This window comes from Lachnoclostridium sp. An118 (genome assembly GCF_002160985.1).
GTDB classification, from domain to species: domain Bacteria; phylum Bacillota; class Clostridia; order Lachnospirales; family Lachnospiraceae; genus Claveliimonas; species Claveliimonas stercoravium.
Genome location: NZ_NFLQ01000013.1, coordinates 88097 through 107103 on the forward strand (window position 1 = coordinate 88097; position 19007 = coordinate 107103).

Consider the following 19007-nt stretch of genomic DNA (forward strand, 5'->3'; position numbering starts at 1 on the left):
ACACCTCTAATGGGCGCTAAAGTTCCAAAGGGACAAAATGGCACTTTGGATGGCACTTTAAATGACGCTTTGGAAGAAAAATATTATTTATAATAAAGAAAAATTCTCATATAACGCAGTCACAGATTGCCCTAATGCTTGATTGTTCCGAACGAAAAGTAAAACGTCTTATGAAAATGATGCAGGAAGATGGAATGATTGAATGTGTCGGTGGTTGTAGATCAGGACAATGGATTGTAAAATAGGATTTTACTAAGAGAAAAGATATGAAGAAAAAACTTCCGCTTGAACAGGAAATCTATCTGCCGGAATATCTCAGCGGTACTGTTGCCAGATCTTTTGAAAAAGAAGTGGACCAGAGAATACTGTACTGGGATTTCAGCATAGCTCTTGATGAAAAGATTAAGATGCAGATAGAATTACTTCTGAACGAGATTGTAAAATCAATAAAAAATCGAGAAGAGAGACGAAACAGGTACTTGCTTCCACTCAAGTGCCTGTTTTGCTATGCTGAAAAAAGTGGATTGAAAGATATTATGAAGATGGAGAAGGCTCAGGAGCAGGAATACTCTTTCATGCTTAAGCGGCAATATGGCAATCCTTGTTCGAGTCCGAAAAAATTTATTCTATTTTGCCGCAAGTTGTTGTTTCTGGAATCTAAGAATATAAACTGGGAAGCTAATGTCTGGTTTACGGAAAGGCTGAATATTTCCTCAGAGAGATATAGCCGTAGTAATGCTGTTGAGAGTTTTTCCTTTTTAGACATTCATTTTTACGAGAATCGTCAGGGTCAGGGCTTGCAAAGATACCTGAAATATCTTTTGACAGTTACATCTTTAAATTTAGGAACCATCCGTATTCATCATACCTATATCAAAGAATTTTTAAGTTTTCTGGAAGACTGTGTGGAAAGGTCATAACAGATATTGATCGCAATTCCATGGAAGAATATTTAAAAAGCCTGTCCATGAGTCATATTACTGCTCAGAGTTATAATAATAAGCTGCAGGTCATTTCAATATTTTTACATTATTTGCAAGTGACAGATTATATTGAAGAGTTTTCAAATCCGATTCCACTGTATTATAAGAAGAGTTATCCGGGTGTAAATGAAATCGATAACCTGGATCAAAAACTTGATCTGCTGATAGCTCAGAATTCCCGGAGAATCTGCGGATTATGAGCCTCATCCTGCTTACTACAGGTATAAAAAAGGGCCAACTGTTTCTTTTGAGAAATGCAGATTTTTACTATGAAGATGAAAATAGTTGGATGAAGGTACCGGATACCACCAGAAGTATACCAATTCCGGATGTTTTGCATTGGCTTGTTCTGAGATTTTCGGATAGAAACCACATACCTGTGGAGAAAATCTGCTTTTCCTAAATAACGGCAAAAGGTTTACTGCTGAAGGATTTCAAAATGCGATTATGAAACAATGCAGTCCGATATTTTGATGGATGTGTATGTGTTTAAAGGTAATGGCTACCAAAAAGAAGTGTGTAAAGCATTTTATAGAAGTGGCACTTCGATTCAGGTAATTCGTGATTATATGGGTTATCAAACAGATGAAATTGTAAAGAAAAATATCGGATTGCTGGATGAAGAACTGGTGAAAAAGTCGATGGAGTTTTATGCAAAAATGGAAAGCAGCCTGGGAGAAAATTTAGTGATGGCAAAATACGATAAGATGAATGAGGCTAATCGGCAGGAAAGCAGAAGAAAAATTGAACTTGCTGTAGAAGAAATACGCAGAGCTGCTTCGGAAGGTAAAGTGCTATCGGTGTCTGAACTTTCACAAAATACAGGGCTGTCCAGAGGTTTCTTTTACAAAAATGAACAAGTAAAGTCTGTGCTGGAGGAAGAGCGGGAAAAGATAGATCAGGGTAAATTGGCGCAGATTAAGCGGGAAGTTCGCGAGAAAAGCATGGAGAAACAGGTGGAAATCTATCAGAATGAGATAAAAAAGTTGTTAGAAGAAAATGAACGCTTGAAAAGAGAGAATATAATGCTGACAAGAAAACTGGAAAGGCTGACAATGAAATAGGAGATCAGATTATAAGAAAGCATGAGAATGCTGAAAAAGTGTGTATTGTGTTAAAATGCTAAAAATAGGCATTTTTTATAAATCAACCGGTTTTATACCCCTATCTGGTGGGGCGAAGCTGCGTGGCCGGTGGACAGCTTTGTGGAGAACAACGACTTCACAGGAAAGACAGTGATTCCCTTCGCGACCTCCGCTTCCTCCGGACTTGGCGACAGCGGACAACTGCTGGCAGATATGGCCGGGACAGGCGACTGGCAGGAAGGCATGAGATTTGGCTCCAGCCCCGATGAAGCGGATGTGCAGGAATGGGTGAGTGGACTGGGACTGTAAATATTGAGAACAGAATAGTCAGAAATGCGGGCGGGGTGTATGTGCATCCTGCCTTTTTATGTGCCATTTAAAGTGCTAAAAGGTATTTTTAAATGACATTTTGAATTTCTTGAAAATAAGTAAAAAGATAATTCACTTATTGTGAGGAACAATAACTATGCTGATATTCTGATAGATATTGCTATGATTCTATGATATACTATGTGGAAAAAGAAGCCAAGAATGCATAGGACAAAGGCTGCTTCTTTTGTGGGCAGGATAATATCAGAAAAGCGGAAACCGCTCATTTTATTATATATTAGGAGGCAGATACCATGCCATTATTTGACAACAAAAATAGAATCTTACAGATTGAAACACAAAAAGAGGAAATTTTTAAGCTTATGGAAAATCCGTTGATCAGTCAGCCGTTTGTCGAAGATTTTGCTAAGAGGTTTTCCTGGAGTACAAATGCAATCGAGGGGAATACACTGTCGCTGGAAGAAACAATTGCAGTGATCGATTACGATGAAGTAAGATCGAACCATACTTATTCAGAATATACAGACGCAAAAAATGCGCACTATGCAATTCAGAAAATGCTGCTTCCCTTTGCGAAAGCAGTCATTGATGAAGAGTGGATCCAGAAGGCGAATGGCTATATCAGACATATGCAGGGAGAGTATAGAGATACCACGGTTTATATTGGAAATCTGTCGGAAGCTGTATACTATCCGCCAGATCCGCAGGATATTCCGGGGCTTATGAAAAGCTGGATCAGAGAAACAAATATAGAAGCGGTGACAGTGAAAGAGATTTTTGAAAAAATTGCAGCCGATCATGTCCGGTTTGAACGGATCCATCCTTTTGCAGATGGAAACGGAAGAACCGGGAGGATGATCATTAATCAGCAACTGATCAATAACGGGTTGCTGCCTGTCTCAATCCCGCCGACCGGAAAGTACAGAGAAGCATTCAGAAGGTACGACAAAAGGAAAGACCTCTCAGAAATGGTCTATGTTTTGTTGAAAAGCGAACTGGAATCTTTTGAAAGAGTCCGCAGCCTGGCTTTGAAACTTTCCAAAGATCGGGAGAAACAGAAAAAGGAAATGAAACATATTTAAAACAGATAGAATCGATAGGATCTGTAACAGAAGGTCATCCGGACAAAATGTAACCCAATCGTGGACATTATACTGGATGTGTGTCTGAAAGAAGATGCCACACTTTTATATCCTGTTAAGCCCAGTAAAATCAAGGACTAGGAGAAACGACCTTCGGTTTAGTATCCGATCTGGTGGGGGATTGCGGCATGGCCATGAATACCTTTGTGGAGAACAATGGTTTCACAGGAAAAACAATGATTCCGGTCAGGAGCGGATGTTCAGGAATGGGTGAATGGACTGGGACTGTAAATATTGAGAACAGAATAGTCAGAAATGCGGGCGGGGTGTGCATCCTGCCTTTTTATGTGCCATTTAAAGTGACAAAAGGTATTTTTAAATGGCATTTTGAATTTCTAAAACTGTGTTTAATAAGATATTAATAGGACATTAATAGGGCAATATGTCCTGTTAAACAGTGATGTAGATGGAAACAATATGAATAAATCAGATGCGATGGACAAAGAAAATAATTTTAAGTATACTAACGATAAGTAAATAAAATATTTACTTAATGAAAGGAAAGCGATTATGTTATATGAATATTTGAAAGAAAATTATATTCCAGGAGAACCTATTTTTACCGGAGATATTGATATCCCAGGGATGACAGAAGAAAATCTTAGATATCATTAAAAAAACTTACTGACAGTGGAACCATATGCCGATTTGAACCGGGAGTATACTATTTCCCTAAAACGGATATTTTCGGTGAGCGAATGTCTTTGTCCCCGGATACAGTAGCTGTTCATAAGTATATCTTGCGCAGGGGAAAGCGGGTGGGTTACTATTCCGGCTATACATTGGCAAACCGCATGGGATTATCCACGCAGGTTCCGCTTACTCAGGAGATAAGCAGCAATTTTGCTCCGGCATTGGTAAGGAAAATAACGATTAAAAACAGGCAATACCTTATCAGAAGACCAGTGGTGGAGGTGACGAAAGAAAATGCGCCGGTGCTGCAGTTTCTGGATTGTCTGAAGGATATTGAAAAATGCACAGAGATGGAGCCGGAAAAATGCGGAAGGATTTTGACAGAATATGCCAGAAAAAATGCTATTACAAAGAAAAAAATCGACAGGTTTATTGCAAATTATCCGATTAAGATATATAAAGCAATATATGAAACGGAGGTGGAGTATGTATCTTCATAAGGATAGAGAAATGTTTAAGGATATGGTGGAACAGACTGCTGAGCAAAGTGGAAGAACACCTATAGTAGTAGAAAAAGATTACTATGTTACACTGATCCTGAAATTATTGTCAGAGCAGCTTGATCTGTGTATTTTCGATGGAGGGACGTCTTTATCCAAAGGATATCATGTAATCAATCGTTTTTCTGAAGATATTGATATTACTTTCAAAGAGCATATAGGAGAGAGTAGAAGGAAAAAACTTAAGAATTCTTTTTAGAAATCAAACAGGTAAAAATATGGATAATAAAGATAAGATCATTCAGGAACAGAGAGAAGAAATCCGTTTATTAAATGAAGAAATTAAGTGCCTTCAGTTACTTTTGTCCCAAGCAGGTATTCCCTATGGAAAAGGTATTCAGGAAAAGGAAAGACCGGCTGCCCTGCAGAAGGATTCTGTCATGAGTAAAACGGAAACAGTCAGGGAGCAATTTATCATCCCGGAAACAATCACTCAGAAGCACGTCCAGTATTTCTATTCTTTTTTCAAAGGACGGAAAGATGTATACAGTAAAAGGGCAGGAAAGCCGAATCCTAAGACCGGGAAAACAGGATATTATACGCAATGCTGGAATTACTGGAAGCCGGGTATTTGTCCGAAATATGAAAAAAAGAAAATAAAATGTGCGGACTGCCCGGAACAGCATTACAAAGAGCTTACAGGCAAAGTGATCATGCAGCATTTGACAGGTGCAAGAGAAGACTGTTCGGACGTGATAGGCGTCTACCCGATGCTGCCTGATGAGACTTGCAATTTCCTTGTATTTGATTTTGACAATCATGATGATACTACGAATGGGGATGATTATGCCAATACAGATGAACTCTGGAGGGAAGAAGTAAATGCTCTGCGCGAGATTTGCAGGATTTATGGAGTGGATATCCTGACGGAGCGTTCTCGTTCTGGAAAAGGAGCGCATATCTGGATGTTTTTTCAGGAACCTGTTCCGGCGAGAACAGCAAGGCTTTTTGGCACTGCACTTCTGACAAAAGGAGCGGAGTCTGTAAATCAAAAGAGCTTTCGGACATACGACAGGATGCTCCCGGCTCAGGATCATATGCCTGTGGGCGGACTTGGAAATCTGATCGCGCTTCCTTTACAGGGACAGGCATTAAAAAAGGGAAACAGCGCATTTATAGATCAGGATTGGAATGTATATCCGAATCAGTGGCAGCAGTTACAGAACGTAAAGAAACTGTCGAAAGAATATATTGATAAGAAGATAAATGAATGGTCAGAAGAGGGAGTCTTAGGCGCACTCTCAGATTTTGAAAATATGGACGAAGAGGAAAACAGTCATCAGACTGCAAGTCAGAAATCTGGTAAGAAGTCAAAACCCTGGAAGAAGAGAAAACTTCAGTTTTATCCGGAAGATGTTTCCGGACAGATTCAACTTGTCCTTGCAAATGGAATATACGTTGAAAAGGAAAATCTTCAGCCAAGGCTGCAGAACACCTTACGTCGTATGGCTGCGTATAGCAATCCTCAATATTATAAAAATCACGCGATGGGGTTCTCTAACAGAGATAACCCGAGGATTGTGGCATGTTTTGAAGAGTTTGATGATTACATCAGCATTCCACGAGGCCTCAGGGAAATCCTGTCAGAAAAGCTGAAGGAAGCAGGAATCCCGTATGAGGTCAGTGATGAGAGACAAAAAGGAAAGAGTATCTGTGTGGATTTTTCTGCGGAACTTTATCCGGAGCAAAGAAAAGCGTCAGAACAAATGCTGCGGTATGAAAATGGAATCCTGCATGCAGCGACCGCCTTTGGAAAAACAGCAGTAGGTGCATATCTGATTGCAGCAAGAAAGATGAATACTCTTATATTGGTACATAATAAGGAAATTATGAATAACTGGGTGGAAGATCTTCAGAAATTCCTTGATATTAACGAAGAACCGCCTGAGTACACGACGCCGAAGGGGCGTGTGAAACGGAGAAAAAGTGTGATCGGAACCCGCTATGCAGGACATGATTCCATGACAGGGATTATTGATGTGGTGATGATATCATCTCTTGGAAAACCTGGAAATATTGATACAGTTGTGAAGGATTATGGAATGGTACTCATAGATGAATGTCATCACTGTGCATCGGATACCGCAGAGGCAGTAGTGAAAGAAGTCTCTGCCAGATATGTTTATGGCCTGACCGCAACTCCCAAACGGGATGACGGACAGGAACAAAAAATATTTATGCAGATCGGACCAGTCAGATACCGTTTCAGCGCAAAAGATAAAGTGAAACTTCAGGGAATTGCGCATTATGTATATCCGAGATTTACAAGGCTGATCAATACTACAGGACAGGACTGGAAGATCAATGAAGCATATGCCGCAGTGCGCGGCAGTGATGTGAGAAACAGGCAAATTATATCTGATGTAGAAGAATGTCTGAGGCAAGGCAGGACTCCACTCGTTTTGACAAAATTCAGAGATCATGCAGATATATTGCTTGCTATGCTCCGGGATAAGGCGGATCATATATTCCTGCTTAAAGGCGGCAGAAGCAGAAAGGAAAACGAGCAGATCCGTGAGAATATGAAAAATGTTCCGGTAAATGAATCAATGGTTCTTGTTGCCATCGGACAATATATCGGAGAAGGTTTTAACTACCCAAGGCTAGACACAATGATGCTGACAACTCCCATTGCCTGGCAGGGGAATGTGGAGCAGTATTCCGGAAGACTACACAGGGATTATGAAGGCAAACGGAAGGTCATCATATATGACTATGTGGATGCGCATATCCGTGTATTGGATAAAATGTATTATAAAAGACTGAGAGTATATAAGAAGATCGGATATGAGATCGTTATGAATGAGGCAGAGAAAAAGCAGGAGACTAATGCCATATTTGACAGCGAATCCTATACGTCTGTATTTGAAAGAGATGTGGCGCAAGCCGATACGGAGATTGTGATTTCCAGCCCTGGAATCGGTGTAAAGGGGGTACACAGAATTTTAAAAACTTTGGAAGAACGACATGATAGCGGTGTGAAGATTACACTACTGACGCTGTCGGCGGACAATTACCCACAACAGCGAATTGAAAAGACGAAAGGACTGATTGCCGAACTGATAGAATCGGGAGTGACTGTGCTGGAGAAGACGGGGATGCATGAACATTTTGCTTTGATTGACAGAGAAATCGTCTGGTATGGAAGTGTGAATCTGCTGTCTAATGCAAAGGAAGAAGATGGTTTGATGAGAGTGAAGAGTAGGGAGATTGCTCAGGAACTGCTGGAGATTGGGTTTCTGGAATAACTATTCTGGGGAATGTGGAAACACAAAACACACTTTTGTATACCGTTAAGCTCAGTAAAATCAAGGGCTGGGGAAAACGACCTCCGGTTTAGTATCCTATCTGGTGGGGCGAAGCTGCGTGGCCGGTGGACAGCTTTGTGGAGAACAACGACTTCACAGGAAAGACAGTGATTCCCTTCGCGACCTCCGCTTCCTCCGGACTTGGCGACAGCGGACAACTGCTGGCAGATATGGCCGGGACAGGCGACTGGCAGGAAGGCATGAGGTTCCGGTCGGGTGTTGATGCGGCGGATGTTCAGGAATGGGTGAGCGGACTGGGATTGTAATTGTCAGGAATAGAATATGCAGAAATGTGGCAGGGTGTATATGCATCCTGCCTTTTTTGCATGGGAAAAAGAAACAGTTACAGGGCTATTTTCAAAAAATAAAATGTATTGCTTTTTTGAAAGCGATATCTTGCATATACTCTATGCAAACGATATAATAAGCACAACAAGACGGTTTCGAAAAAATAAAAAAATATAATTTTTGAAAGTGGTGACAATATGAAAATAATTACGAGAAGAAAATACCTTGATAGGATTATTGAACTGAATGGAACGCCTGATATTAAAATTATTACTGGTATTCGACGCTCAGGCAAGTCGAAGCTGATGCAGGCGTATATTGAATATTTGAAAAGTCGATGTGAAAATATTAACATTATTTTTATTGATTTTATGGACCTGGCATATGAAGAAATTAAGGAATACCATGCATTGCATTCCTATGTGGAAGAAAATTATCAGGCAGGAAAAATAAATTATCTTTTTGTTGATGAAGTCCAGATGTGTCCTAAATTTGAACTTGCGGTCAATAGTCTGTATTCTAAGGGAAAATACGATATTTACGTAACTGGCTCAAATGCCTTTTTGCTGAGTGCTGATCTGGCAACTCTTTTCACAGGACGTTTTATTGAAATTCATGTGTTCCCTTTCAGTTTTCAGGAATATTGCCAGTATTATGATGAAATCAGCGATAAGGACAAGCTTTTTGATAGTTATTTAATGCAGGGCGGTCTTGCAGGTTCCTATCTGTATAGAACAGAGAAAGACAGAACGAACTATATCAAAGAGGTTTACGAAACGATTGTTACAAGAGATCTGGTGCAGAAATATGCCTTGCCTGATACTTTTGTTCTGCAGCGGCTGAGTGAGTTCCTTATGGATAATATCAGTAACCTGACATCTCCGAATAAGGTCAGCAAACTGCTGACAGCTAATACGATTACGACGAATCATGTGACGGTTGGAAAATATATTAAATATTTGTGTAATGCCTTTGTTTTTTATGACATTAAACGTTACGATATTCGGGGGAAAAAATATCTGGAAAGTTCAGAAAAATTCTATTTATGTGATACAGGTATCAGGTACGCGGTTCTCGGAAGCAGAAACATGGATTATGGCAGAGTATATGAGAATATAGTCTGTATCGAACTTCTTCGCCGTGGATATGATGTTTATGTCGGAAAATTGTATCAGAAAGAAATCGACTTTGTGGCACAGAGAGGGAGCGAAAAAATATATATTCAGGTAAGTGATGATATTTCCGGACAGGAAACATTTGAGAGGGAGTGTTCACCGCTGCTTCAAATACGAGATGCTTATCCCAAGATGATTATCGCCCGGACCAGACATCCGAAATACAGCTATGAAGGAGTTAACATTCACGATATAGCTGACTGGCTGCTGCAGGAATAGTTTGATGGAGTGGGGAATGGACTGGGTCTGTAACTGATGAGGACAGAATATTTTGGAAATATGGGCAGGGTATTGGTGTCTGAACCCCTGGGTTTTGACATGGAAACTTCCTCCTCTCCCCGGCAGAGGCCGAGGAGTCCGTATACCAGGCGCTGAAGGCCGGCGCTTTTTCCAGGAGGGATGGTGGAGACAGAGGGGCAGAGTATGCGTTTGAGTTATAGACTTCTGCCAAATTGGCATTGTACTTTTTGGGCGGGACCTCCTACAATATTACACGAAGACAGGAAAAGGTTTCTGTACAGGCAGTGGAACAGGAGGTTTTTATTTATGAGAAAAGATTTTGGAGCAAAGCCTTTTTTATTTCCCCAGCCGGTCATGATCATCGGCACCTACGATGAGAAGGGAAAGGCGAACGCCATGAATGCGGCCTGGGGCGGCATTGTGGGACCGGACGAGATCATGATCGATCTGTCCAGCCACAAAACGACGGACAACATCCTTCTGCAGAAGGCCTTCACGGTCAGCATGGGGGATGAGGAGCATATGACAGCCTGCGACTATGTGGGCCTTGTGTCCGCCAACAAAGAGGAGGACAAGATGGAGAAGGCCGGGTTTACGACCACAGAGAGCGCTTTCGTCCATGCGCCCATCATCAACGAGCTCCCGGTGACCCTGGAGTGCAGGCTTGTGAATGTGACAGACGACACGAAATTCCTTGGAAAGATCGTGAATGTCAGCATTGACGAGAGGGTCCTGGGGGAGGACGGGGAGCTGAGCCTTGAAAAATTCAGCCCCATTACCTACGACACCGTGCACTACGGATATTACCGCCTCGGCGAGAAGGTGGGAAATGCTTTCAAGGACGGCGCCGCGCTCAAATAGGCTGCCATCAGGCAGGCCGCGGCAGAGCAGAAAGCAGCAGGATTTTCAGATATTTATTTTCAAGGAGGACAAGAACATGGAATTTGTGACATTAAACAACGGAGTGAAAATGCCAAAGGAAGGCTTTGGCGTGTTCCAGGTGCCGGACCCGGCACAGTGCGAGCAGGCTGTCCTGGACGCCATCGCCAGCGGATACCGCCTCATCGACACAGCGGCCGCCTATATGAATGAAAAGGCAGTGGGAGAGGCAATTAAAAAATGCGGCGTCCCGAGAGAGGAGCTCTTTATCACCACAAAGCTGTGGGTGCAGGACGCAGGCTACGAGGAGGCAAAGAAGGCCATCCAGACGTCCCTTGACAACCTGGGCCTTTCCTACCTGGACCTGTATTTGATCCACCAGCCCATGGGGGACTACATCGGAGCCTACAGAGCTATGGAGGAGGAATATAAAGAAGGCAGGCTGAAGGCCATCGGCGTGTGCAATTTCTATCCGGCACGTCTGGCGGATCTGTGTGAGACAGTGGATGTGATGCCGGCTGTAAACCAGGTGGAGCTGCATCCCTTCTTCCAGCAGGAGAACGCCCTGGCTCTCATGAAGGAGTACGGAGTTGTTCCGGAGGCATGGGGTCCCTTTGCCGAGGGCAATCACGGCATCTTTACCCACCCTGTGCTGACGAAGATCGGTGAGAAATACGGCAAGAGCGCAGCCCAGGCAGCTCTGAGATGGAATGTGCAGAGAGGTGTGGTAGTCATTCCCAAGTCCGTACACAAAGACCGCATGGAGCAGAACATGGACATCTGGGATTTTGAGCTCAGCGCTGAGGATATGGCTGAGATCGCGAAGCTGGACCTGGGACACAGCGAAATTGTCAACCACGATGACCCGGCCTTCGTAAAGATGCTGCACAGCATGAAGATCCACGAGTAAGACAACACAGAGGTGCCGGTCGGCCGTGTGTCCTTTTTCTTCCTTCCTGACACATGGGGCCGGCACCCCGGAGGCAGCGCCGGCGGACATTAGCGCGTTCAGCGGGAGCGGGCGGTGAGGATATGCTCGAAGACCTGGCGGAACCTGGCCTTCTCAGACTGCAGGCAGGTGCAGTGGTAGGTGACGCTGGCCTCCGCATCCAGGATGGGGATGACAATGCGGTCTGGCACTGCGCCTGTGTGCTGCATCACATAGTCTGTGGTGAAGGCGGGAAAGGCGGAGTTGGCCACCAGCTCTCCCAGCACGTCCATGTCCTGCTGCAGGAGAAAGCGGGCGGAGGGCATCTTCCGGCGGCACAGTTCATCCCAGAACCCAATCTGGGAGTAGAGGAGAAAGGTCTGGCCGTCCAGGTCCTCCAGGTAGAGGCCGTCCGCATCCGCAAGGGGATGCACGGGAGGCAGGGTGACATAGAGCCGCTCGCTCTCCATGGGGACCGAATAAAGGTCCTCCCCCTCCGGCTTTTCGTGGAGGATGGCCATCTGATACCGCCCCTCCCTTACATACTCCGGGAGGCGGGGGTCGCCGGTCAGCTCGGTGGAGATGGTCATGCCCTTGTACAGGCGTGACAGGAGGGTGACAAAATCCGGAATCAGCACAGGGGCACAGGACCCCACGCAGATGGTCCGCCTTTTCCGGTCAAAATCCCGGAGCTGCTGGATCATGGACTGCTCCTGCAGGAGCAGGTTCCTGGCGTATCTCACGGCCAGCTCCCCGGTCTCGTTCAGTGTCAGACGACTCTTCTGGCGCTCGAAGAGGGAGACACCCAGCTCCTCCTCCAGCCGCTGCATAGAGCGGCTCAGGGCAGGCTGGGAGATATGGAGCTGCTCCGCCGCCGCGGACAGAGTGCCACAGTCGGCAAAGGCAGCAAGCTGTTCAAACAGATGGATTTCAATCATGGATGTTCTCCTTTAAAGTGTGTGGACATATCTTATTTTATTTTACAGGAACCGGAGAGCTATTACAAGTGACAGGAGGAAGACAACGATGGACTCTGTAACTCTGAGAAATGGAGTGAAAATGCCGCTCCTGGGATTCGGTGTGCTCCGCATGAAGGACCCGGCGGCGTGTATCCGGTGCGTGCGGGAGGCCTTTGAGAGCGGATACCGCATGTTTGATACAGCGGCCTCCTACGGAAATGAGGAGGCGGTGGGGCGGGCTCTGAGAGAGCTGATAGAGGAGGGAAAGGCGAAAAGGGAAGACCTGTTCATCATCACGAAGCTGTGGATAGACGATGCCGGGGAAGAGGCCGCAGGAAAGGCCTTTGAGGAGTCCTGCAGGAGACTGCAGACAGACTACATCGACCTCTATCTCATCCACCAGCCGTACAGCGACTACTACGGCGCATGGCGCACCATGGAGCGGCTGTACAGGGAAGGCAGAGTGCGGGCTGTGGGCGTCAGCAATTTCAGCCCGGAGCGGCTGACGGACCTGTGCCTGAACAGCCGTATCCCTCCCATGGTAAACCAGGTGGAGCTGCATCCCTTTTACCACCAGGACGGAGCCCTGCGGGTCATGGGGGAGCTGGGAGTGCAGCCCCAGGCCTGGGCGCCTCTGTGCGAGGGGCTGAAAAAAATCTTCTCCAACAAAGTCCTGGAAAAAATAGGCGGAAAGCACGGCAAGACGGCGGCCCAGACGGCCCTGCGCTGGAACGTTGACCGGGGTGTCAGCGTGGTCACAAGGAGCAGTGTCCCGGCCCATATGCAGGAGGACTACGACATCTGGGATTTCACCCTGTCTGAGGCGGAGAGACAGCTCATCGACCAGCTGGACCTGGGCTACAGCGAGATCCTGGATTACGGAAACCCCTGCATTGCCAGGATGTTCCTGAAAAAGAGGTAGCTCGGCCCTATTCGGCCCTGTCAGGACTTTTTGTCAGGATTTTCTATAATGGGTGTAATGGATGGGTCCGGTACCCGGCAGGCTTCACAAAGAAAAGCTTGCCGGGTACTGTGATATATGTTATCTTTTAGATACTACCGGTGGCGGACAAAGCTCTGCCGCCGGGGTTCCAGATGCGGTCCGCGCATCTGCATTCTGTTGTTTTCAGCCCGGCTTCCGGGCAGATTTCCACTTTTTAAGACCATTTATTTTTAACTGTATATTCGCAGGAGCTCACAGGGGAGGGGATGCCGTTGGTGGCGGGAGAGAGACGTATATAGTTGCACAAACGAAAGGATTTATATTATACTGAAGGAGAACATATATGGAGAAAACAAAGCTGCAGTGGCATCCCGGGTTCTGCGCGGCGCTTCGGATCACGCTGGGGGAGGACCTGGATTTCCTGGAGAACAGGGAGGAGCATCTGCTGGGCAAAAAGCCCCTCCAGATAGACGCGCTGGTCCTCAAAAAGCTCCAGGACAGGACGGTGGAAAAGGCCATCGGGAAGCTGTTCCGCCGATACAATATCATTGAGTACAAATCTCCGGAGGATTATCTGAGCGTCAATGATTTTTACAAGGTGTATGCCTACGCCTGTCTCTATCAGTCAGGCACGGACAGAGTAAAGGAGATCGATCCCCAGGAGCTGACGATCACATTTATTACCTGACAGGTGACGCCATCCCCATGCAGCTCCTGGTCACGCCCCAGTTGGACAGCCAGGAAAACTACTGGCTGCAGAGCCTGCGGACGAACCTGAAGGCGGGAGAAGAAATCCGGGGGCTGATGGAGAAGTATGAGAGAAATAGAAAAAAGAAGGATTATGAAGCCGTGATGAACCTGATCACGCGGGCAAACTGGGAACAGATGGAGGTGGAAAAGAAGATGTGCGATGCATTGAAGGAATTGTTTGCGGAAGAGCTGAAGGAGGCGGACCAGCAGGGGGCGAAGCGCGGCCGTACTGAGGGGATAGAGCGCGGCCGGACCGAGGGCCTTAAGCTTGCCAAGTCCATTTTCAGGCTGTCAGCTCAGGGCATGCCGGCAGAAAAGATTGCGGAGACATGCGGCCTTTCCCTGGAGCAGGTGCAGGAGGTGCTGGAATAAAGCCGCTGAGGCTGCCTGAGGCAGCCGGTCCCCGGGAGGAGAGGCCGCGGGAAGAAAACGGAAGAGAGGGAGACAATGACACTGACACAGTTAAATTATATCATCACCATAGCAGAGACAAAGTCCATCAACAAGGCGGCGGAGCTTCTCTATGTCTCCCAGCCCTCCCTCACCAGCGCTGTCCGGGAGCTGGAAAAAGAGCTGGGGATCACCCTGTTCTACCGCAGCGGGCGGGGCGTGACGCTGACAGGGGACGGGGCCGAGTTCCTCCTCTATGCCAGGCAGCTCTACAGCCAGTATGAGGAGGTCATGGAGAAATATGGAAAGGGCGGCTCCCTGAAGAAAAAGTTCGGCGTCTCCACACAGCACTACTCCTTTGCCGTGAAGGCCTTTGTGGACATGGCGAAGGAATTTGACATGTCCAAGTATGAATTTGCAATCCGGGAGACCAGGACGGCGGAGGTGATCCGGGATGTGAGCACCATGAAGAGCGAGATAGGCGTCCTGTATCTGTCTGGATTCAACCGGAAAAGCCTGGAGAAGATGCTGCGGTCAGCGGGGCTTGCGTTCCACCATCTGATCGACTGCCAGGCTTTTGTGTACCTCTGGAAGCGCCATCCCCTGGCCGGGGAGGAGTCCATCCGGTTCGGGCAGCTGGAGCCCTACCCCTGCCTGGCCTTTGAGCAGGGGGATGACAGCTCCTTCTACCTGGCGGAGGAGATCTTGTCCACCAACGAGTATCCCCGCATCATCCGGGCCAACGACAGGGCCACCATGCTGAACCTGATGGTGGGTCTGAAGGGCTACACCCTCTGCTCCGGCATCATCTGTGAGGAGCTGAACGGAAACGAGTTTGTGGCAGTGCCCTTCCAGGACGACGAGGAGAACAGGAACAGCACCATGGAGATTGGATACATTGTGAGAAAGAACATGATCCCCAGCAGGATGGGGGAGCTCTACATCCGGGAGCTGAGGAAGTACCTGGGGACAGGGCAGTGAGACCTGCGAAAGACAAATACAGACAGGCCGGTTATAGTTTCAAACTATAACCGGCTATTTTTTTTCTGTATTAGCCAGAACAGGACGGTCATGGTAGGATAGACCCAGACAAAAAAGATACAGTCAAAAACAGACCCAGATGAAAGCAGACACAGATGCAAACAGACAAGAGGAGGAACGACCATGAAAGATGTGAGAAATACAGAAAACTGGAGCTTTGAGACAAGACAGGTGCATATCGGACAGGAGCAGCCGGACCCGGCCACGGGAGCCCGGGCCGTGCCCATCTACGCTTCCACAGCCTTTGTTTTCCAGGACTGCCAGCATGCCCAGGACCTGTTCAGCCTGGAAAGCGGCGGCAACATCTACGGGAGACTGACCAACCCCACGGAGGAGGTGTTCGAGAAGAGGATCGCTTCCCTGGAGGGTGGCACGGCGGCCCTGGCGACAGCCTCCGGCGCAGCGGCCATCACTTACACCTTCCAGGCACTGGCAAAGGCGGGTGAGCACATCGTGGCCTCCAGGACCATATACGGCGGGACCTACAATCTCCTGGCCCACACCCTTCCGCTGACAAGCGGCATCACAGCCACCTTCGTGGACCCGGAGGAGGAGGGAGCCTTTGAGGCGGCCATCCAGGAGAACACAAAGGCCATCTTCGCGGAGACGCTGGGCAATCCCAATTCCAACCTGGCGGACATTGAGGAGCTGGCAAGGATCGCTCACAGGCATGGCATCCCTCTGGTGATCGACTCCACCTTTGCCACCCCCTATCTGGTGCGGCCTATCGAGTACGGGGCGGATATTGTGGTCCACTCCGCCACCAAATTCCTGGGGGGACACGGGACGGCCCTGGGCGGCGTCATCGTGGACGGCGGAAGCTTTGACTGGAAGGCGTCCGGCGGATACCCCTGGCTTGCAGAGCCAAATCCCAGCTACCACGGCGTATCTTTTGCCGAGGCGGCGCCGGGCAGCGCCTTTGCCACCTACATCCGGGCCGTGCTCCTGCGGGATACAGGGGCCACATTGTCTCCCTTCCATGCCTTCCTTCTCCTCCAGGGACTGGAGACCCTCTCCCTGCGGGTGGAGAGACATGTGGAGAACGCGCTGAAGGTGGTGGAGTACCTGGCAGCTCATCCCCAGGTGGAGGCTGTCCATCATCCTTCTCTTGACAGAGAGCCCACTCATGCTTTATATAAGAAGTATCTGCCAAATGGAGGCGGCTCTGTTTTTACCTTTGAGATCAGGGGAGATGAGGAGGACGCCCGGAAATTTATCGACAGCCTGCCCATCTTCTCCCTGCTGGCCAATGTGGCGGACGTAAAGTCCCTGGTGATCCACCCGGCTACCACCACCCACAGCCAGTGCACGCAGGAGGAGCTGGCGGAGCAGGGGATCCGGCCCAACACCATCCGCCTGTCCATTGGGATCGAGCGGGCGGAGGATCTGATCGCCGCCCTGGAGACGGCCTTCCAGGCAGTTAGAAACGGAGAAAGATAATATGGGAAAGAGCATGGAAAAGACAGATTTCAGAGAAGTATTCCGGGCAGGCCGCCTTGTCACGGACGGAGCCATGGGAACCTACTACCGGGAAATATATGGAGGGGGCGGCCGCTTTCCGGAGATGGACAATGTGGCGGCGCCGGAGAGGATCGAGGCCATCCACCGGGAATATATCAGGGCGGGGGCGGACATCCTGCGGACCAACAGCTTTGCCTCCAACACGGAGACCCTGTCCCAGACCTGGGGAGAGGCCTCCAGGGAGGAGCTCCTGGGGAAGGTGTATGAGAATGTCCGGGCGGCCTGCCATATCGCCGCGGGGGCGGTGGAAAAGGAGGCGCCCGGAAGACCGGTCTACATTGCGGGGGACATAGGGCCCATACCGGAGCACGGCAGCGGGGACGACGAGGACGGCGAGGAGGAGATACTGGAAGAGTACAGGACCATCGCAAAAGCCCACCTGGATGCGGGGGTGAAGCTCATATGGTTTGAGACCTTTTCCGATTTTAAGAGGATACTCCCTGTGGCCCGGTGGATACGCTCTGTCAGCGACGCCTTCGTTATGGCCAGTTTTTCCGTCAACATGTACGGCTATACAAACGCCGGGCTCAGTGCGGCGGAGCTGGTCAGCATCGCCAAAGAGAGTCAGGAGATCGACGGCATCGGCTTCAACTGCGGCGTTGGGCCGGCTCATCTGGCCAAGGTGCTGCGCAGGCAGGATTTCGGCGACCTGGTGGTGTTTGCGGCCCCCAACGCCGGCTATGCGGACCGGATACAGGACCGGAACATATACAGGGACAACATCCTCTATTTCGGGGAGGCCATGGAGGAGATCGCGGGGCTCGGGGTCAACATCATCGGCGGCTGCTGCGGCACCAGCCCCGCCTACATACGGCAGCTGTCCCGGATGCCCGGGGGAAGGATGATACCCAGGCGGTTCACAGACCGGCCTGAGAAGAGGGCGGACAAGGATATCAGCTACAACAACAATCCCTTCATCCGCCGGCTCTACTCCGGCGAGAAGGTGGTCATCGCCGAGCTGGACCCACCCCACGACGGAAATGACGCTAAGATGATGGAGGCGGCGGCCATCCTGAAGGCCGCCGGGGTGGAGATGATCACCTTCTCCGACTCCCCCATGGGAAGGATGCGGGCGGACTCCGCTATGTCCGCTGTGAAGGTGGCGGGCCGCCTGCAGGTGGAGACTATGCCCCACATTGCCTGCCGTGACAAAAATGTCATCGGCATGGGAGCCCAGATACTGGGGGCCTACATGAACGGCATCCGCAATTTCCTCCTTGTCACCGGGGACCCGGTGCCCTCCGGGGAGAGGGATGTGGTCACCTCCGTCTACGACTTCCACTCGGTGAGCCTCATGAAATACCTGGAGCGCATGAACCGGGAGCACTTTGCCCAGGACCCGGTGGCCTACGGCGGGGCCCTCAATTACGGCAGGGCCAATCTGGACGCGGAGATACGGAGGATGGAGAGAAAATGCGGGGCAGGAGCTTCCTTCTTCCTGACACAGCCCATCTACTCTGACGAAGACATGGAGCGCATCCGGTATATTAAATCCCGGATAGACACGAAGGTCATCTGCGGCATCATGCCCCTTGTGAGCTATCGCAACGCCCTGTTCATGAAAAACGAGATTCCCGGCATCAGCGTGCCCGACGGGATCGTCGACCGGTATGACAGGGACATGAGCAGGGAGGAGGCCCAGCGGGTGGGAGTGGAGACTGCGGTGGAGATCGCGGAAAAACTCCGCGATATCACAGACGGATACTATTTCATGGTGCCCTTCAACCGGGCCGCGCCATGATTGCGCAGATTTTGGAGAAAATGCGCTGATCACGCAGAAATAGAAAAACTGGTACTTCATTCACAGAGCATTTTCCTGTATACTGGAGAAGGACGAAAAATCACAGACAGG

At 48.6% G+C, this 19007-nt stretch carries 21 protein-coding genes; 20 read left to right on the plus strand and 1 reads right to left on the minus strand.

The genetic code is table 11. The annotated features are described in order from the left end of the window. The first annotated feature begins 134 nt into the window (after positions 1-134). The 14 genes from B5E62_RS17675 (at position 135) to B5E62_RS11800 (ending at position 11533) form a co-directional block, all read left to right on the plus strand. Complete coding sequence (locus B5E62_RS17675) at positions 135-245, plus strand: hypothetical protein (RefSeq protein WP_242957880.1); 111 nt, start codon at positions 135-137, stop codon at positions 243-245. Between the two features lie 21 nt (positions 246-266). After that, positions 267-920: a hypothetical protein gene (locus tag B5E62_RS17285; RefSeq protein WP_242957881.1), complete on the plus strand. Its 654-nt coding sequence runs from the start codon at positions 267-269 to the stop codon at positions 918-920. Positions 921-940: 20 nt separating this feature from the next. Further along, positions 941-1183 carry a hypothetical protein gene (locus B5E62_RS17290; RefSeq protein WP_242957883.1) on the plus strand — a complete coding sequence of 81 codons (243 nt, stop codon included), beginning with the start codon at positions 941-943 and terminating at the stop codon, positions 1181-1183. A 255-nt stretch (positions 1184-1438) separates the two neighbouring features. Next, complete coding sequence (locus B5E62_RS17295; protein WP_242957885.1) at positions 1439-2047, plus strand: DUF6262 family protein; 609 nt, start codon at positions 1439-1441, stop codon at positions 2045-2047. A gap of 102 nt (positions 2048-2149) precedes the next feature. Next, a complete protein-coding gene (locus B5E62_RS11760; RefSeq protein ID WP_330398116.1) occupies positions 2150-2377 on the plus strand; it encodes a flavodoxin in 228 nt (75 codons plus the stop codon). A 314-nt stretch (positions 2378-2691) separates the two neighbouring features. Beyond that, positions 2692-3480: a Fic family protein gene (locus B5E62_RS11765; protein WP_087174760.1), complete on the plus strand. Its 789-nt coding sequence runs from the start codon at positions 2692-2694 to the stop codon at positions 3478-3480. 188 nt (positions 3481-3668) lie between these two features. After that, on the plus strand, positions 3669-3902 hold the full coding sequence (locus tag B5E62_RS16790; protein ID WP_143468864.1) for a hypothetical protein: 234 nt from the start codon (positions 3669-3671) through the stop codon (positions 3900-3902). A 243-nt stretch (positions 3903-4145) separates the two neighbouring features. Continuing rightward, complete coding sequence (locus tag B5E62_RS16795) at positions 4146-4673, plus strand: DUF6088 family protein (RefSeq protein ID WP_330398117.1); 528 nt, start codon at positions 4146-4148, stop codon at positions 4671-4673. Further along, the gene (locus tag B5E62_RS11775; RefSeq protein ID WP_087174762.1) at positions 4660-4932 is read left to right on the plus strand and encodes a nucleotidyl transferase AbiEii/AbiGii toxin family protein; all 273 of its coding nucleotides are present in this window, start codon (positions 4660-4662) and stop codon (positions 4930-4932) included. The genes B5E62_RS16795 and B5E62_RS11775 overlap by 14 nt, the downstream gene beginning before the upstream one ends. A 19-nt stretch (positions 4933-4951) precedes the next feature. Next, complete coding sequence (locus tag B5E62_RS11780; protein ID WP_087174763.1) at positions 4952-7981, plus strand: TOTE conflict system archaeo-eukaryotic primase domain-containing protein; 3030 nt, start codon at positions 4952-4954, stop codon at positions 7979-7981. 98 nt (positions 7982-8079) lie between these two features. After that, positions 8080-8307 (plus strand): flavodoxin, encoded by a 228-nt coding sequence (locus tag B5E62_RS11785; RefSeq protein ID WP_087174764.1) that lies wholly within the window; start codon positions 8080-8082, stop codon positions 8305-8307. 219 nt (positions 8308-8526) lie between these two features. After that, a complete protein-coding gene (locus B5E62_RS11790) occupies positions 8527-9723 on the plus strand; it encodes an ATP-binding protein (protein ID WP_087174765.1) in 1197 nt (398 codons plus the stop codon). A 327-nt stretch (positions 9724-10050) separates the two neighbouring features. Then, entirely contained in the window at positions 10051-10605 is a 555-nt protein-coding gene (locus B5E62_RS11795; protein ID WP_087174766.1) for a flavin reductase family protein, read from the plus strand. 76 nt (positions 10606-10681) lie between these two features. Then, positions 10682-11533, plus strand: coding sequence for an aldo/keto reductase (locus B5E62_RS11800; RefSeq protein ID WP_087174779.1), 852 nt, complete (start codon positions 10682-10684; stop codon positions 11531-11533). A 98-nt stretch (positions 11534-11631) separates the two neighbouring features. Here the strand turns inward: B5E62_RS11800 and B5E62_RS11805 are convergent, their stop codons facing one another. Beyond that, a complete protein-coding gene (locus B5E62_RS11805; RefSeq protein WP_087174767.1) occupies positions 11632-12489 on the minus strand; it encodes a LysR family transcriptional regulator in 858 nt (285 codons plus the stop codon). A gap of 88 nt (positions 12490-12577) precedes the next feature. Here B5E62_RS11805 and B5E62_RS11810 point away from each other — a divergent pair, with 88 nt between their 5' ends. From B5E62_RS11810 to B5E62_RS11835, 6 genes are all read left to right on the plus strand, one after another. Next, positions 12578-13432 carry an aldo/keto reductase gene (locus B5E62_RS11810; RefSeq protein WP_087174768.1) on the plus strand — a complete coding sequence of 285 codons (855 nt, stop codon included), beginning with the start codon at positions 12578-12580 and terminating at the stop codon, positions 13430-13432. A gap of 364 nt (positions 13433-13796) precedes the next feature. Then, positions 13797-14141, plus strand: a complete 345-nt coding sequence (locus B5E62_RS11815; RefSeq protein WP_087174769.1) for a hypothetical protein — start codon at positions 13797-13799, stop codon at positions 14139-14141. A 17-nt stretch (positions 14142-14158) separates the two neighbouring features. Then, positions 14159-14575: a hypothetical protein gene (locus B5E62_RS11820; RefSeq protein WP_087174770.1), complete on the plus strand. Its 417-nt coding sequence runs from the start codon at positions 14159-14161 to the stop codon at positions 14573-14575. Positions 14576-14650: 75 nt separating this feature from the next. Then, positions 14651-15574, plus strand: coding sequence for a LysR family transcriptional regulator (locus tag B5E62_RS11825; RefSeq protein WP_087174771.1), 924 nt, complete (start codon positions 14651-14653; stop codon positions 15572-15574). 183 nt (positions 15575-15757) lie between these two features. Then, positions 15758-17074, plus strand: coding sequence for an O-acetylhomoserine aminocarboxypropyltransferase/cysteine synthase family protein (locus tag B5E62_RS11830; RefSeq protein WP_087174772.1), 1317 nt, complete (start codon positions 15758-15760; stop codon positions 17072-17074). A gap of 1 nt (position 17075) precedes the next feature. Further along, complete coding sequence (locus B5E62_RS11835; RefSeq protein WP_087174773.1) at positions 17076-18896, plus strand: bifunctional homocysteine S-methyltransferase/methylenetetrahydrofolate reductase; 1821 nt, start codon at positions 17076-17078, stop codon at positions 18894-18896. Positions 18897-19007 lie beyond the last annotated feature (111 nt).

Bases quoted from the DNA above. Each gene is read 5' to 3' on its own strand.
- B5E62_RS11805 (WP_087174767.1), bottom strand. From the start codon at position 12,489: ATGATTGAAATCCATCTGTTTGAACAGCTTGCTGCCTTTGCCGACTGT.
- B5E62_RS11815 (WP_087174769.1), top strand. From the start codon at position 13,797: ATGGAGAAAACAAAGCTGCAGTGGCATCCCGGGTTCTGCGCGGCGCTT.
- B5E62_RS17295 (WP_242957885.1), top strand. From the start codon at position 1,439: ATGCAGTCCGATATTTTGATGGATGTGTATGTGTTTAAAGGTAATGGC.
- B5E62_RS11800 (WP_087174779.1), top strand. From the start codon at position 10,682: ATGGAATTTGTGACATTAAACAACGGAGTGAAAATGCCAAAGGAAGGC.
- B5E62_RS17285 (WP_242957881.1), top strand. From the start codon at position 267: ATGAAGAAAAAACTTCCGCTTGAACAGGAAATCTATCTGCCGGAATAT.
- B5E62_RS17675 (WP_242957880.1), top strand. From the start codon at position 135: ATGCTTGATTGTTCCGAACGAAAAGTAAAACGTCTTATGAAAATGATG.
- B5E62_RS11825 (WP_087174771.1), top strand. From the start codon at position 14,651: ATGACACTGACACAGTTAAATTATATCATCACCATAGCAGAGACAAAG.
- B5E62_RS11780 (WP_087174763.1), top strand. From the start codon at position 4,952: ATGGATAATAAAGATAAGATCATTCAGGAACAGAGAGAAGAAATCCGT.
- B5E62_RS11790 (WP_087174765.1), top strand. From the start codon at position 8,527: ATGAAAATAATTACGAGAAGAAAATACCTTGATAGGATTATTGAACTG.
- B5E62_RS16790 (WP_143468864.1), top strand. From the start codon at position 3,669: ATGGCCATGAATACCTTTGTGGAGAACAATGGTTTCACAGGAAAAACA.
- B5E62_RS11820 (WP_087174770.1), top strand. From the start codon at position 14,159: ATGCAGCTCCTGGTCACGCCCCAGTTGGACAGCCAGGAAAACTACTGG.
- B5E62_RS11835 (WP_087174773.1), top strand. From the start codon at position 17,076: ATGGGAAAGAGCATGGAAAAGACAGATTTCAGAGAAGTATTCCGGGCA.
- B5E62_RS11795 (WP_087174766.1), top strand. From the start codon at position 10,051: ATGAGAAAAGATTTTGGAGCAAAGCCTTTTTTATTTCCCCAGCCGGTC.
- B5E62_RS11775 (WP_087174762.1), top strand. From the start codon at position 4,660: ATGTATCTTCATAAGGATAGAGAAATGTTTAAGGATATGGTGGAACAG.
- B5E62_RS11830 (WP_087174772.1), top strand. From the start codon at position 15,758: ATGAAAGATGTGAGAAATACAGAAAACTGGAGCTTTGAGACAAGACAG.
- B5E62_RS17290 (WP_242957883.1), top strand. From the start codon at position 941: ATGGAAGAATATTTAAAAAGCCTGTCCATGAGTCATATTACTGCTCAG.
- B5E62_RS11765 (WP_087174760.1), top strand. From the start codon at position 2,692: ATGCCATTATTTGACAACAAAAATAGAATCTTACAGATTGAAACACAA.
- B5E62_RS11810 (WP_087174768.1), top strand. From the start codon at position 12,578: ATGGACTCTGTAACTCTGAGAAATGGAGTGAAAATGCCGCTCCTGGGA.